The 13,116-nt window shown below is 59.1% G+C and carries 15 protein-coding genes; 5 read left to right on the top strand and 10 right to left on the bottom strand.

Annotated features, from left to right (window positions below):
- Positions 1 to 31 precede the first annotated feature (31 nt).
- A complete protein-coding gene (locus tag GOX63_RS20375; RefSeq protein WP_170547005.1) occupies positions 32 to 1,168 on the top strand; it encodes an alkane 1-monooxygenase in 1,137 nt (378 codons plus the stop codon).
- Between the two features lie 78 nt (positions 1,169 to 1,246).
- On the opposite strand, the gene GOX63_RS20370 is transcribed toward GOX63_RS20375, so the two are convergent.
- The 4 genes from GOX63_RS20370 to GOX63_RS20355 all read right to left on the bottom strand — a co-directional run bounded on the left by GOX63_RS20370 (position 1,247) and on the right by GOX63_RS20355 (position 5,203).
- Positions 1,247 to 2,635: an adenylate/guanylate cyclase domain-containing protein gene (locus GOX63_RS20370; protein WP_170328083.1), complete on the bottom strand. Its 1,389-nt coding sequence runs from the start codon at positions 2,633 to 2,635 to the stop codon at positions 1,247 to 1,249.
- Between the two features lie 144 nt (positions 2,636 to 2,779).
- Positions 2,780 to 3,880: a site-specific DNA-methyltransferase gene (locus GOX63_RS20365; protein WP_170328082.1), complete on the bottom strand. Its 1,101-nt coding sequence runs from the start codon at positions 3,878 to 3,880 to the stop codon at positions 2,780 to 2,782.
- A 107-nt stretch (positions 3,881 to 3,987) separates the two neighbouring features.
- Entirely contained in the window at positions 3,988 to 4,605 is a 618-nt protein-coding gene (locus GOX63_RS20360) for a ribonuclease HII (protein WP_170328081.1), read from the bottom strand.
- Positions 4,606 to 4,714: 109 nt separating this feature from the next.
- Positions 4,715 to 5,203, bottom strand: a complete 489-nt coding sequence (locus GOX63_RS20355) for a hypothetical protein (RefSeq protein ID WP_170328080.1) — start codon at positions 5,201 to 5,203, stop codon at positions 4,715 to 4,717.
- A gap of 176 nt (positions 5,204 to 5,379) precedes the next feature.
- On the opposite strand from GOX63_RS20355, the gene GOX63_RS20350 reads away from it, so the two are divergent.
- The 3 genes from GOX63_RS20350 (at position 5,380) to GOX63_RS20340 (ending at position 8,018) form a co-directional block, all read left to right on the top strand.
- Entirely contained in the window at positions 5,380 to 5,667 is a 288-nt protein-coding gene (locus GOX63_RS20350; RefSeq protein ID WP_170328079.1) for a hypothetical protein, read from the top strand.
- On the top strand, positions 5,639 to 6,340 hold the full coding sequence (locus GOX63_RS20345) for a winged helix-turn-helix domain-containing protein (RefSeq protein ID WP_170328078.1): 702 nt from the start codon (positions 5,639 to 5,641) through the stop codon (positions 6,338 to 6,340). The genes GOX63_RS20350 and GOX63_RS20345 overlap by 29 nt, the downstream gene beginning before the upstream one ends.
- Before the next feature lie 106 nt (positions 6,341 to 6,446).
- Positions 6,447 to 8,018 (top strand): DUF427 domain-containing protein, encoded by a 1,572-nt coding sequence (locus GOX63_RS20340; RefSeq protein ID WP_170328077.1) that lies wholly within the window; start codon positions 6,447 to 6,449, stop codon positions 8,016 to 8,018.
- 70 nt (positions 8,019 to 8,088) lie between these two features.
- On the opposite strand, the gene GOX63_RS20335 is transcribed toward GOX63_RS20340, so the two are convergent.
- The 6 genes from GOX63_RS20335 to GOX63_RS20310 form a co-directional block, all read right to left on the bottom strand.
- Positions 8,089 to 8,880, bottom strand: a complete 792-nt coding sequence (locus tag GOX63_RS20335; protein ID WP_170328150.1) for a DUF1217 domain-containing protein — start codon at positions 8,878 to 8,880, stop codon at positions 8,089 to 8,091.
- Positions 8,877 to 9,278, bottom strand: coding sequence for a flagellar biosynthesis repressor FlbT (gene flbT, locus GOX63_RS20330; protein ID WP_170328076.1), 402 nt, complete (start codon positions 9,276 to 9,278; stop codon positions 8,877 to 8,879). Before flbT ends, GOX63_RS20335 begins: the two co-directional genes overlap by 4 nt.
- On the bottom strand, positions 9,278 to 9,652 hold the full coding sequence (gene flaF / locus GOX63_RS20325; protein WP_170328075.1) for a flagellar biosynthesis regulator FlaF: 375 nt from the start codon (positions 9,650 to 9,652) through the stop codon (positions 9,278 to 9,280). Before flaF ends, flbT begins: the two co-directional genes overlap by 1 nt.
- A gap of 77 nt (positions 9,653 to 9,729) precedes the next feature.
- Positions 9,730 to 10,941 (bottom strand): flagellin, encoded by a 1,212-nt coding sequence (locus tag GOX63_RS20320; protein WP_170328074.1) that lies wholly within the window; start codon positions 10,939 to 10,941, stop codon positions 9,730 to 9,732.
- 209 nt (positions 10,942 to 11,150) lie between these two features.
- Positions 11,151 to 11,510 (bottom strand): flagellar biosynthesis protein FlgN, encoded by a 360-nt coding sequence (locus GOX63_RS20315; RefSeq protein WP_170547002.1) that lies wholly within the window; start codon positions 11,508 to 11,510, stop codon positions 11,151 to 11,153.
- Positions 11,494 to 11,775, bottom strand: a complete 282-nt coding sequence (locus GOX63_RS20310) for a rod-binding protein (RefSeq protein WP_170546999.1) — start codon at positions 11,773 to 11,775, stop codon at positions 11,494 to 11,496. Before GOX63_RS20310 ends, GOX63_RS20315 begins: the two co-directional genes overlap by 17 nt.
- A 111-nt stretch (positions 11,776 to 11,886) precedes the next feature.
- Between GOX63_RS20310 and GOX63_RS20305 the strand changes: the two genes are divergently transcribed.
- On the top strand, positions 11,887 to 13,116 hold the full coding sequence (locus GOX63_RS20305) for a flagellar hook-length control protein FliK (protein ID WP_170546996.1): 1,230 nt from the start codon (positions 11,887 to 11,889) through the stop codon (positions 13,114 to 13,116).

Here is a 13,116-nt window from a genome sequence, read left to right as displayed (position 1 = left end):
TAGTCTATGCGCAATCGTTCGGAGCCCTCCCATGACCGCACCCCAGTCCCTGTCCCGCTGGCAATCGGCACTGCCCTTCTGGATCTCATTCCTGCTGATCCCGGTGATCTGGACAACGGCGATGGCCGGTGGCTGGTGGGTGCTGCTTGTCCCGATGTCGACTTGGTGGGCCTTTGCCGTGCTGGACCGGTTCACCGGACTGGAGCTGAACAACGCCGACCCAGATACGCCAGACACCGGGCTGCGCTGGTATATCCTGCTGACCAAGGCTTGGGTTCCGGTACAGTTCCTAACCCTCTACGGGTTGATCTGGTACGCCACCCATACCGACCATCTGTCGACAGCAGCCAAAGTCGGCTTGTTCTTCGGCATGGGCGTTATCTCTGGCACCATCGGCATCAACTACAGCCACGAGTTGATGCACCAAAAAGGCCGGTTCGAGCGTTGGCTGGGCGATATCCTTCTGGCGATGGTGCTGTATTCGCACTTCCGGTCCGAGCACCTGCTGGTCCATCACCGCTATGTCGGCACCCCGCGCGACCCAGTCACGGCGCGCTACAACGAGGGCTTCCACCGCTTCTACCCGCGCGTCCTGAAGCAGAGCCTTGTTTCTGCCTTCCGGGCCGAACGTGAAAAACTGGCCCGCAAGGATCGCCGCTGGACCGACCGGTCCAACCCGTTCTGGCGATATTGGGGCCTGCAAGCCACGATGCTGGCGATGGCCTTCGCGATCGGAGGTCTATCCGGACTCGCCCTGTTCCTGATCCAGGCAAGCACTGCCATCTGGCAACTGGAACTGGTCAACTACGTCGAACATTACGGCCTGACCCGAAAACACCTGGGCGAGGGGAAATACGAACACGTCCTGCCACGCCATTCGTGGAACGCCTCGCAGAAGGCATCGAACTGGCTGCTGATCAACCTGCAGCGCCATTCGGACCACCACTACAAACCCAACCGTCGTTTTCCGCTGCTGCAGCACCACTCCGAAGACACCGCCCCGCAACTGCCCTATGGCTATCCGGTGATGACGGTCGCCGCCATGATCCCGCCCCTTTGGCGCCGGGTCATGAACCCCCGCGTTCGCGCCTGGCGCCGCCAGTACTACCCCGAGGTCACGGACTGGGCGCCCTACAACAAGTCGCAAAACCCTTTGCCACGCACTTGACCGCAGCGCGCGCCAGCGCGCTGCCCTGCCCAACGATCCGCATTGCATCTCTGATGCTGGGCAGATCGGCGGGAGCGCCTACCCCGTCATTACCCACACATCCATCGGGGCCTCCACCCCCCGGACCGCATGGTTCTCGTGTTTCTCGAATCCATCCATCAGCTCAGATGCGTTGTGACCCTCTTCCTGCAATTGACCCCGCACCGCATCGCTGATGATCACCTTGGCCTGAAACGCCCGGGTCAGCGCCTCCAGCTTGGCGGCCACGTTCACCGCATCTCCGATCACCGCAAATTCCAGCCGGTTGGCGCCAATATCGCCCAGAACCACTGCGCCAAAATGAACCCCGATTCCGACATGAATTTCGGGCTCGCCCGCCCGGCGGCGCTCAATGTTCCAGCGGTCGATCACCGCGACCATTGCCCGCGCACAGGCCACCGCGTTGCTGGCATCCAGAGGCGTTGGCACCGGCGTCCCGAATGTCGCCATCAGCCCGTCACCCAAATACTTGTCCAGCGTGCCGTGATGCCGAAACACCTCGGCCTCCATCCGGGCATGAAACCCGCGCAGAACCTCAATTACCTCATAAGGGTCACGCCCGGCGGCATATTTGGTGAACCCCACGATATCGATGAACAGAACCGCGATGTTCTCTTTGCGCACCTGTTTGAGCGGCTCGTCGTTCTGGCTCAGTTCGTCCACTACGTTGGGTGAAAAATACCGTGACAGGTTCGCTCGCTCCCTCTCCAACCCGGCATTGGTCATCAACAAGTGGTTGAGCCGGCGCATTGAAATGCCAAGCGTCACGGCAACCATCATGAAAACAATGACCTGCTGAATGCGCAGCTCAGGCATAAAGCTGTTTGGGTTCAGCCATTCTGCGACATCCGGATAGCCCACCAAAGCTTCTGCCACCCTTTCGCTGATACCGGGGATCGGCGTTGCTACCCACCAGGCGATCACCCAGCCCGCTGTCCACATCATCACGGTCCACGATCCGATCGCAATAACAGTCCGCCAGGAATAGGCCAGCGTGCCTGCTGCCAGAATGATGAAGAAATACTGGAAGTTGTCGAACCTGTACTGCATGGCCAGCGGCCGCACATCATCGCTGAACGGGTTGGGCACGATCATGCCCAACGTCATGATCAGCAAATCCACAAATATCAGCAAAAGCTCGGTTCGCGATTGTCCCACACGCCCGGCCCGCCGGATCAGCCAGCCATTTGCGCAGATCAGCAACAGGATGAAGTGATACCACATCACCTCCCATTGCGGGTTGAGGAAAACCAGCAGAACCGCCGTCAGGCCCATCGCGATCCACCGGGCGCGCACGGCAAGCTCCAGCCCTTCGCGCTTGTGCCGTTCCAGCGCGGCCTCGGTGTATTTGTTGTCCAAATCGAAATTGTCCGGGCGCGTCACCGAAAACCGGTCAAGGCGGGATAGGCTGGCTGTGGTATCCGACATCGCAAAGGCTCCTACACTGTGCCGCAGGATACAGAAGGTGCGGTTTGAGACCAGACATTCGGAAAACAAAAGACCCCGCCGAGATCGGCGGGGCAAGGCTTAGTGCCTTGTGTCAGGCCACAGGCACCGGCGGTATTGGTGAAATCAGTTCATCTCGGCCCGGATCTGCTGGCGCAGAACATCGATCGGCACCGTCTTGCCGTCGCGCTTGAAGCACCAGTAGGTCCAGCCGTTACAGGATGGCGCGTTTTCCAGATGCGCACCCACCTGATGGATCGAGCCCTTGACGTTCTGCCCAACCAGCGTGCCGTCGGCGCGGACCTTGGCCTTGTGGCGCTGGTTCATGGAATAGAGTTCCTCACCCGGGCGCAGCATCCCGCGTTCGACCAACTGGCCGAAGGGAACACGCGGCTCGGCGCGTTTGCTGGCGCTGACCTCCAGCGCCTCGCGGTCGAATTTGCGCACCTTCGAGATGCGCTTCTCGGCCACCTTGCGATAGCTTTCCTCGCGCTCGATGCCGATAAATTCGCGGCCCAGCATCTTGGCGACGGCACCGGTCGTACCCGTGCCAAAGAACGGATCCAAAATCACATCGCCCGGATTGGTCGAGCCAATCAGGACTCGATGCAACAGCGATTCCGGCTTCTGCGTCGGATGGGCCTTGTCGCCGTTTTCGTCTTTCAGGCGCTCGTGTCCGGTGCAGATCGGAAGCACCCAGTCGCTGCGCATCTGCACGCCTTCGTTCAGAGCCTTCAGCGCCTCGTAGTTGAACGTGTATTTCGCACCTTCGCGCTTGGACGCCCAGATCATCGTCTCATGCGCGTTGGTGAACCGCTTGCCACGGAAATTTGGCATCGGGTTCGATTTGCGCCATACGACGTCATTCAGAATCCAGTATCCCGCGTCCTGCAGGGCCGAGCCCACGCGGAAGATGTTGTGGTAGGAGCCGATCACCCAGATCGCGCCATTGGGCTTGAGCAGACGATGTGCCGCCTTCAGCCACTCGCGGGTGAACTGGTCATAGGCGCCAAAGCTGGAAAACTGATCCCAGTGATCGTCGACCGCATCTACCTGGCTGTTATCGGGGCGGTGCAACTGGCCCTTCAACTGCAGATTATAGGGCGGGTCTGCGAAGATCAGGTCCACCGACGCCTCGGGCAGACTGTTCATCACTTCGATGCAGTCCCCGGATAGAATCGTGTTTAAAGGGAGCGCTTTTGCGCCCTTTTTGGTGGTTGTTGTCATTTTACTGCCTCAAGTATCCACGGCGCTTTTGCGCTCATTTGGTTGAGACTAGGATGAGTCAAAGACGATTCGCCGTCAATTTCTTTTTTGAATCAGCAACTTACGATTTACTCTTGATACAAGATATTGTGTACCGGCTTAAACGAACGTCTATGGTGTGGGGTCACACCAAGATTTTGCAGCGCTTCGCGGTGTTGTTTCGACGGATAACCCGCGTTTGTCTCCCAGCCATAGCCGGGATGCTGTTGCGCCAAATCCACCATCAGTCGATCGCGCCAGTTTTTGGCAATGATCGAAGCCGCCGCAATCGACACCGAATGCGCGTCGCCCTTGACTACGGCCTGCGACGGGATCGTTAATCCACGCGGAATCATGTTTCCGTCGATCAGCAGATAGTCGGGCGGTGGGTCCAGCGCCGCCACCGCGCGTTCCATCGCCAGATGCGAAGCACGCAAGATGTTGTGTTCGTCGATCTCGGCCACTGTGGCTTCGGCCAGTGCGACCTCGGCCCGGTCACGTATGGCGGTCTCAAGCGCGGCGCGGCGTTTGGCGGTCAGCTTTTTGGAATCATTCAACCCTTCGGGAATATCCTCGGGGTTCAGGATCACGGCCGCAGCCACAACCGGCCCGGCCAGCGGCCCGCGCCCAACCTCATCCACGCCCGCGATCCGCAGATAGCCTTGCACCGCGGCAGCATTCTCAAATTCATAATCCGGTGTCGTCATACCCCCGGAAAACCGCGTTTCACCACCCACCGCAAGAAAAAAGAGAGGGCAGCTTGCGCCACCCTCTCCCGCACGGCACTTCTGTGGCGCCGCTCCTGCTCGAAAACTGTTACTTGTAACTCACCCGGTATCCGTTCTGGCGCAAACAGCCAGGGTGGTATGCCCGCTTGACCTTTTTGCCATTCCAGTACCTGACCTTGCACTGGTCCGGCAGGCTATTGCTGTATTTGTAATGCTTGCTCAGGCAGTTCTTGCCCAACAGCGGTTGATCGGGCGAGAACCCATGGAAGGTGCGCAAGCATCGTTGTGGCAGGCTATAGCGCGCAACCCGTTTCGGCAGCGGGCGGACGTCATGCGGCCTGCGCTTTGGCTTTGTGTACACGTGGTCCTGGGGCGCCTTATAAACATGATTGTAGTTATTCGTAACGGTGTTCTTCTTGTTTTCATCGTTGAGATGCTTCACCGCAACGCCAAGCAGCGCGATAGCTGCCAATCCACCAAGGATATCTTCGACATCGGCCGCCCGCGCCTGCGACGCCGAAATTCCGGTGATGGCGACCGCAGAGGCCACGATCAGGGCGATGAATTTCTTATGCATGATGCTTGTCCTTCAGAAGTCTCAGGTGGCCCGTTCGCGGGCCGTGTGCTCGATGCCCTGACACTGGGAGTTCCCTACCCAGACAAGCAATAACGCCCCCGTGTTATCTGATATCAGCCCCGCCAAACCCCTTGGGTTATTGAATATCGCGCCAACCCGTGCGCAGGATGCGGCCTATGAAACAGATCCTCTCTTCTCTGGCCCTGCTGGCCCTGATATCGCTTGGCTCTGCCGCTGCGGCGGCCGATTGCTATGCGGATTACAAGGCCAAACAGGACAATCCGCTACGTCTGCACTATGGCGTGATGCAGGTATCGGCCTGCGACAAGGGGCAGGCAAAACGTGAAGTCGCCCAGCGCCTCAAGGGCGCGGGCTGGACCCTGCTGAACGTCATGTCCGTGTTCGGACCGGAAGGGTTGGAGAAAAGGAAGGCCAATGCCGGACAATTCTATCTCCGTTACTGAGGCCCGCCGATCCGGTGTCAGACTGGTCGGCGCGGGCATCGCGGCGATCGTGTTGATTCTGGTGACGGCGGCGATCTTCCTGTTCTGGACCCTGCCCGACGCAAACGCCTTCAACGCACGGGTCGAGCGGCTGTTCATCGAAAGCGACCTGACCTCGCAGACGGAAATCCGCCTGCTTGAGATTCTGGCGCAATCGGGCACCGCGTTTGCGGACACGCTGTCCAGCTATCGCATGGTGATCTTCGTGCTGCTGGTCTTCGCCAGCGCGATGCTGGTGACCGCGCTGGTGTTTCTGGTGATGTTGGTATTGCTGAACCGCCGGATGGCCCAGATCGAACGCACCGGGATTCAGGTGACCTCTCTGCTGATCAGCCGCGAGGAAAATACCGTCTACCTCAACAATATGGATTTCAAACTGACCCCGGCAGCGATGGAAACCCTGTCGGTGCTGGCCGAATCCCGTCTGGATGACGAGGTTCTTTCGGGCGTGCAGATCGAGGCGATGATATCCGGCAAAGACGCCGCCGATTGTGATGAGGCCGCGGGCGCAACCCGGATCAAACGCCTGCGCGATGCCCTTGGCAATCAGATGGTCAGCGAGCTGTTGGTCAAGAACATCGCCAAAAAGGGCTATATGCTGTCGATCGAAAAAGACGTGATTCAAATGGTCTGATCCAGCCGCACCGCACAGGACACGTGCAGTAAAATGCCGGTTACACCCCTTGGAATGCGACGGTCAAAGCCCCATCCTATAAAGACTCGCGTCAGGGAGTCTGATGATGAATGTGCATACCACCCCAAAGACCAAAGGTTACGGCATCTCGGTCGAACAGCTGACCGGGCGGGTCGCGATCTACCGCGACGACATCCTTCTTGCCGAAAGCACCAACGCCAAGGTTATGTATGAAACGCGGCTGCCAGCCACGATTTATTTCCCGCGGGATGACGTCTGCATCGATCTTAGCGACGAAACCGAATTGCAGACTTTTTGCCCCTTCAAAGGGACCGCGACCTATCACGATGTCAATCTGAATGGTCAACAACTGGCCAACTCCGTCTGGGCCTATGAGGACGCCCTGCCCGAAAGCGCTGCCATTCAGGGCCATATCGGCTTCATGCCCGCAGCCTATACGCGCATCGACCTGGGCGAGAACGATCTGCGCGATCCCGAAGATGGCAATATCAGCGGGCCTTTGATTGACTGGCTGATGCGCGGCGCGTCCGAGAACCAGACCCCCGAAGCCTTTACCAAAGCCTTGGCCGAGAAGATGCTGGAACACGGCATCGCCATCCAGCGGCTCAGCATTCTGGCCTGGTCGCTGCATCCGCTGATCGCGGGCAAACACTATATCTGGGAAAAGGGCACGGCCGAGATTTCCACCAATGTGCCCACCTACGAAATCCACGACCACCCGGCCTATATCAACAGCCCCTTGCGCCACGTGTCGAACGGGCTGGGCGGGGTGCGCCAGCGGCTGAACGACGAAAACCCGCAAAACAGCTTTCCGATCATGGAGGATTTGCGTGCCAAGGGAGCAACTGATTACGTCGCCATGCCGTTGCCGTTTTCGGACGGGCGGACCAACGTTCTGACCCTGACTTGCGATCACCCGGACGGGTTCACCACCGAAAACCTAGGGCTGGTGTTCGAATGCTCCTCGGTCATTGCCCGGTTTTACGAGGTCTTCATGCAGCGCGAAAATGCGCAGGTTCTGCTGGAGACTTATGTAGGCAAACGCTCCGGCGCGCGCGTTCTGGGCGGCGAAATCCGGCGCGGGGACGGCGATGAGATCGACGCTGCCATCATGTTCTGCGACCTGCGCAATTCCACCAGTCTGGAAGAACAGCTCGGCCGCGCCGCCTATATCAAACTGTTGAACGAGTTCTTTGAGACCGTGTCCGGCATCGTTCATGAAAACGGCGGTGAAGTCCTCAAATTCATCGGCGACGCTGTGCTGGCAGTATTCCCGGCCGGAGACAACTCGGAGTCGGCGCGCTGGAATGCCCAGCGATCAGCCATCGAAATCGTCGAAAAACTGGGCGAGCTGCGCCTATCCGGCTCTGACACTCATTGCGATTGCTCGATCGGTGTGGCCTATGGGCGTGTCACCTATGGCAATGTCGGATCACGCGAACGGCTGGATTTCACCGTCATTGGACAGGCCGCAAACGTGGCGGCCCGATTGGGGGAATATGGCAAAAAGGTCGGCCACCGTATTGTCGTCTCCGCCGATATTCAGCCGGCCTGCAACAATGCGGTGCCGTTGGGGGATGTCAAACTACACAACGTATCGCAGCCGGTCACATCCTTTGCCCTGAGGACCTCAGCAGATGCGGTTTTGAGCAGCTAGCGTATTTTTTGGGCGGGCATTGCGACCGGACGAAGACCGGCCGGGTTAGGTGCCGGACCCTTTTTTGCCGTCACGCCCCCAGCAGGATCAACGCGGTTTGAGCGGGAGAAATCGTGCTCTGCAACTGAGCAATCTGGCTGCGGGCAAGGTACCGGTCGGTCAGCTGAGCCACAGCTGCCTCATCGGTAAACTGCGACAGATCATCCGACCCGGTCACACCCGACAGCCTGTCTTTGAACACCTCAAGCTGCCGGTCGATATCCAATTGGGCAAAACTGGACGGCAGGCCAAGCGCTGTCTCCATCATGCTGCGCAGCGGTGGCAAGCTCATCAGATCGAACCACTTGGTGTCCGCACTTCCGCTTTGCCCGGCCAGATCGACCAGAGCGTGCTGCGCATACAGCGCAATCCGCATGGTTTCGTCGGAATCGCCCACCTCGATCTCAAACCGGGACACGTCGTTGTCGCGTGCAATATCTTCCATAAAGCTCGCCAGCCCGGTTCTGCGTATTTCCCCCGGCCCCAGACCGAAGGCTTCGGAAAACTCCCGATACCTGCCGTCCGACAGCCGGTTTGACAGCGCATCGTCGGCACTGGTGCCATCGGAAAGCACCTTCTGGATGAAGTAGCGATTATTGATATCGTCCTCCAAACCGAAAGCGCCCAGAGCGACCTGCAACAAGCGGCGGTCCGACACCAAATCCTCGGCCGCTTCCACCTTGCCGATATTCTCTAGAAAATACTGCCGCTCCCTCTCATTGACGGATGAGGACGAAAAGCTGTCGAGCTGTGCGTCATAGGTGCGCTGCAGAAACCGCCAGCCAACCAGACCGCCCGTAGGGATGACAGGCTGGAACGTCATTGCTGATACGCCATCAACCGTTCTTCGCGCGGCAACAACGCGCGCAGAGATTTCAGACATTTGTAGTACTGCTCGGCCAGCAAGGCCTCGGTGGCCTCGGACAGCACGCGACGACTGTCCGAGTCGGTGAAGACCTGGCTCAGTTCCTCGACCCGGCGCAGCAGCTGCTGACGGGCCCGATCGGGTTCCATATCGCCGGACAGTACAAGCTGGGCGGCATAGCAGACCCGTCGCACCGGAGTGTTCACCTCATCCGGGTGGATGGCGTCCCGCAAGCGCAGGACGTTGGCATCAGGTGTCATGATCGAGAACCGACTGCGGCGATCCCCGTTTTCAACAACCACACCGTTGATCAGCACCCTCTCTTTCGGCGCCAGTTTCAGAACCAACCCGCCCATCAGGTGGCCCCCTTTTGTCGTAGGCCGCGCAGTACGGCCATGTTGATCTCAAGCAGAGGTTCCACAGTCGCCTTATTGCCCAGAACCTGGCTGCTGTGCTGTTCGGTGAACTCGGCCAGATAGAAAATCCGGGCCCGCAGCTCGTTGGGCAAGGCGTTGTCCGAATCCGTGACACCGCTGGCCAAAACGGTCCAAAGACGGCGATTTTCGTGCAGCGCCTGAACGAACCCGCCAAAATCCGATTTTTGCCGGGCAGCGGCAGCCTTGAGCCGATGCGTGATCTTTGAAATCGCCTCGTACTCGGTGTCGCGCGGTGTACGCGTGGGGGCGGCGGTCTGCGCATAGGCTCGCTGTGCAAGAGTGTGCGGTGTCACTTGAAATCCTTCCAATAATCCGTCTTTTGACGATCAGGGCCGGGGCGCGTTACCACGCCCCGGTCAAGTTCCGAAATTTAGCGGAACAGAGACAGGATCGACTGCGGCGCCTGGTTGGCGATCGACAGCGACTGGGTAGCCAGCTGCTGCTGAACCTGCAGGGCCTGCAGACGGGCCGAGGTCTCTTCCATGTCGGCGTCAACCAGCGAACCGATGCCGGATTTGAACGAGTCAGCCAGGTTCGAGATGAACTCCTGCTGGGTTTCGATCCGGCCTTGGGCCGAGCCGAACGCGGCCGAGGCGTCGATGGCTGTATCGATCAGCGTTTCAACAGTTGCCAACGCGGCGTTTGCACCAGCGCCAGTGGAAACATCAATCGAAGACAATGCACCCAGACCACCCGAGCCGGCGTTGGCGAACTGACCACTGACCGTCAGGTCGTTAGTGCCGCCATTGGTGAAGTTCAGCGTTCCAGGTGTACCGCTGTCATAGTCGACGGTCAGACCTGCGACACCCAACTCGTCAACCTTGGCCTTGAGCGCAACCGCAACGATATCAGCCGTGGTTGTTGCCGCTGCATCGTCTGCCGTCACCGTATACGATACAGTTTCGTCACCAACAGTAAGGCTGACGCTGTCACCGGCAGCAAACGCTGCACCGTTCTCTGCGATCTCGATCTGTTCGTTTCCGCCGCCATTATCCAGCGCGATTGCAACGGTATCGCCGTTCGCCGATGCACCCGCCGAACTGCCCGAGAAAATGTCATTGGCGGTATAGCCACCAACCGACAAATCCTGACCGGCAACAGCGATGGACGACGCCGTGACATTGCCGGTGTTGTCTCGGTCGAGTGAGGACAGGATCGAGGCGGACCCGGTCGAACCATTAACCAGATTGAGGCCGTTGAACTGAGCTGCGCCCACAACCGCGGCGATCTGATCACGCAGAGCGGTCACGTCGTCGTTGATCTTGCCACGATCCACGTTGTCTTCCTGCGCGGCGACGATCTTGCCCTTCATCTGGGTCAGAAGGTCGGTCACGGTCTCCGAGGCGTTGCGGGCCACAGCAACGGTCGATTCACCCAGCGCCAGGCTGTCCTTGATCGCGTTGAAGCCCTTTACGTCGGATTCCATGACTTTGGAGATCGCCCAGACGGCCGAGTTGTCCTTGGCGGTTGCAACGTCCTTACCTGTCGAGATCGCGTTCTGGGTCTGTGCCAGGTTCTTGTTGACCGATTTCAGAGTTTGCAGCGCAACCATTGCGCCGTTGTTGGTCAGAATGCTGGACATAGCTTTCTTCCTTTTCCGTTCGGGCCCTTTACGCCCATGCTTACCCCGCACCACATGCGGGCTTTGACGTCTTTCTGATCACTGCGATCCGCCGTCGGGCTGTTCGCGCCACCTGCTGTTTCAGGTGCCCGACCACCTTTGCCCCTGATCCCCTAACGGAGTGCTAAAGCGCCCAAGCCAGAAAATTCGGATTTGAATCAAACCCGCCGCTATGCCCGTTTTTCCAGTTTTGCATGGTGGCGTACGGTGTATCCGTTGCGCTGGCCGTCAGCGCCATAGGTGCTGAACTCCTGACGCACGCGGCGCAGCTCGGCCATACGGCTGGCCACAGCGCGAATCCCTTCGGCCGCGCTGTTCAGCAAGGCCTGATTGCGCTCGACCTTTTGTTGCACGCGAATCAACTCGGCACTGTCAAAGACCTGAAGCTCGTTGATCGCGCCGATCAGCTTCTCCTTTTCCGGCGCCATGTGATTCAGCCGGTCCAGATCACCATCGACAAGCGCGGTACGCTCAAGGTCCAGCACTTCTTCCAAGGATTGGATCAGGTCGGTGTCAGCTTTGGTCGGCATTGGTTTTCTCCATCATGGACTGGAACAGGATTTCGGACAGACCGACGCCACCGGATTCGGCCAGCACGCGCGCCTGATGCTGCACAAGGAAAGAGGAAAACTGATCTTCCCCCGCTCCGCCGCCAAAGGAATGGCGCGCCTCACCCAATCCGGACGCCTTGAGCATTTCAGCCAGAAACGCCGCCTCCAACTCGACGGCGGCGGCCTGTAGTTTCTGGGGTGTCGTCGGTGGATGTGCAGCGGGAAGAGTCGCAGAAACCTTCATTGCTTTCTCCGAAATTTGCATCGAACTTTCTCGATCAAAGTCGAAAGCGGTTAAAATAAATGTAACTTCCTGCGGGCAGATTTCCGGGTACACAAAAGGAGCCGGAGCAAAATGCCCAACCCTCTTTCAGCGGTGATGTCCTCACCTACCGCCGCCGCGAAACCCGATGCGCCCCCGCGTGAGGCACGCGAATCCAAGGGCAGTATGTCCTTTGAGACGGTCATGGATCAGGACACCAGCCCGCAATCCGATGATGCTGAGGCGGCTGATCTTCTGGTTCAGGACCCAGATGCGGCGTCAGAGCTGGAAGCTATCGCGAATGAGGTTGAGCCAGTAGACATTTCTGTTGCACCGGGTGACCAGCCGCCTGTTGAAATCCGCCCTGTTGCCGCCGAAGCGATTCCAAACCCGGCTTTGGAATCACCACCAAAAGGCCAGTCTGTAACGCCTCCGGTCGCCCAGGCTGACGCTGGATCGACCGGCGACAAGCAACCGGATCTTCCACAGGCTGAACTCCTGCGAACCGCCGAAAGCACAGCACAGCGTTTGGTTCCTCCGGTCTTTCAGGCTTTGGTTTCCGGAAGTGACCAACCGAGGCGACCGACTGAAAACGCCCTAAAGCCACAGAACCTGCCGATGGGCCCGTTCGTTACGGATCCGCGCCCGAAAGAGATACCGGTTCTGTCGGTCTTCACCGAACCGGACCGGGGCATGGCGCAAGCTGCATCAGTGGCTGAACCGAGGCCGAACCATCCCGCATCACTTGATCGCGCGCCGACTCTTGTGCAGATGCAGCTTCTGGCGACCGAGAAAGCCCAATTTCAGGCGGAAACACAGCCGGTTCCCGAGGTCGAGGACATACAGGCCGCCAGAGAGGCTCCGACTCAGTCAGCCGCGCGCGACTCGGTACCCGCGATTCAGGCAATGACAGCCTCCGCCCGCGCAGAAACAGCCAGAGCCATCGCGTCTCAGATGGCAACAGCCATCAATGTGCGGCCGCATTCCGGCGCCATCGAGGTTGCGCTGAATCCCGAAGAACTGGGGCGCGTTTCGATCGTTCTGAATGGCCGCGACGATGGCTTGCATCTGACGATCAGCGCAGAACGCCCCGAAACATTGGACATGATGCGACGTCACCTCTCGGTTCTTGAGGCCGAGTTCCAGAATTTCGGTCTGGGCAATCTGTCCTTTGATCTGGGCACATCCGCCGATGCGCAGCACGACGAATCTGAGGGTGCTGAGAGCAACGAATTCCTAACCCCTCAACCCGAGCCCGTCGCCGAGGCTGGCCCGGCACGCCCAAACATCGCCCCTGACGGGCGAATCGATATAAGGCTTTGA

The sequence above is a fragment of the Ruegeria arenilitoris genome (genome assembly GCF_013031355.1).
GTDB lineage: Bacteria > Pseudomonadota > Alphaproteobacteria > Rhodobacterales > Rhodobacteraceae > Ruegeria > Ruegeria arenilitoris_C.
The sequence above is the reverse complement of the archived record's forward strand: the minus strand, read 5'-3'. Positions and strand labels throughout refer to the sequence as shown.

What these genes read in the sequence shown, in the direction of transcription:
- GOX63_RS20370 (WP_170328083.1), bottom strand. Translation starts at nt 2,635, where the DNA reads ATGTCGGATACCACAGCCAGCCTATCCCGCCTTGACCGGTTTTCGGTG.
- GOX63_RS20310 (WP_170546999.1), bottom strand. Translation starts at nt 11,775, where the DNA reads ATGAAGGTTTCTGCGACTCTTCCCGCTGCACATCCACCGACGACACCC.
- GOX63_RS20345 (WP_170328078.1), top strand. Translation starts at nt 5,639, where the DNA reads ATGCCGGACAATTCTATCTCCGTTACTGAGGCCCGCCGATCCGGTGTC.
- GOX63_RS20375 (WP_170547005.1), top strand. Translation starts at nt 32, where the DNA reads ATGACCGCACCCCAGTCCCTGTCCCGCTGGCAATCGGCACTGCCCTTC.
- GOX63_RS20335 (WP_170328150.1), bottom strand. Translation starts at nt 8,880, where the DNA reads ATGACGTTCCAGCCTGTCATCCCTACGGGCGGTCTGGTTGGCTGGCGG.
- GOX63_RS20315 (WP_170547002.1), bottom strand. Translation starts at nt 11,510, where the DNA reads ATGCCGACCAAAGCTGACACCGACCTGATCCAATCCTTGGAAGAAGTG.
- GOX63_RS20340 (WP_170328077.1), top strand. Translation starts at nt 6,447, where the DNA reads ATGAATGTGCATACCACCCCAAAGACCAAAGGTTACGGCATCTCGGTC.
- GOX63_RS20350 (WP_170328079.1), top strand. Translation starts at nt 5,380, where the DNA reads ATGAAACAGATCCTCTCTTCTCTGGCCCTGCTGGCCCTGATATCGCTT.
- GOX63_RS20360 (WP_170328081.1), bottom strand. Translation starts at nt 4,605, where the DNA reads ATGACGACACCGGATTATGAATTTGAGAATGCTGCCGCGGTGCAAGGC.
- flbT (WP_170328076.1), bottom strand. Translation starts at nt 9,278, where the DNA reads ATGGGCGGGTTGGTTCTGAAACTGGCGCCGAAAGAGAGGGTGCTGATC.
- GOX63_RS20320 (WP_170328074.1), bottom strand. Translation starts at nt 10,941, where the DNA reads ATGTCCAGCATTCTGACCAACAACGGCGCAATGGTTGCGCTGCAAACT.
- GOX63_RS20365 (WP_170328082.1), bottom strand. Translation starts at nt 3,880, where the DNA reads ATGACAACAACCACCAAAAAGGGCGCAAAAGCGCTCCCTTTAAACACG.
- GOX63_RS20305 (WP_170546996.1), top strand. Translation starts at nt 11,887, where the DNA reads ATGCCCAACCCTCTTTCAGCGGTGATGTCCTCACCTACCGCCGCCGCG.
- GOX63_RS20355 (WP_170328080.1), bottom strand. Translation starts at nt 5,203, where the DNA reads ATGCATAAGAAATTCATCGCCCTGATCGTGGCCTCTGCGGTCGCCATC.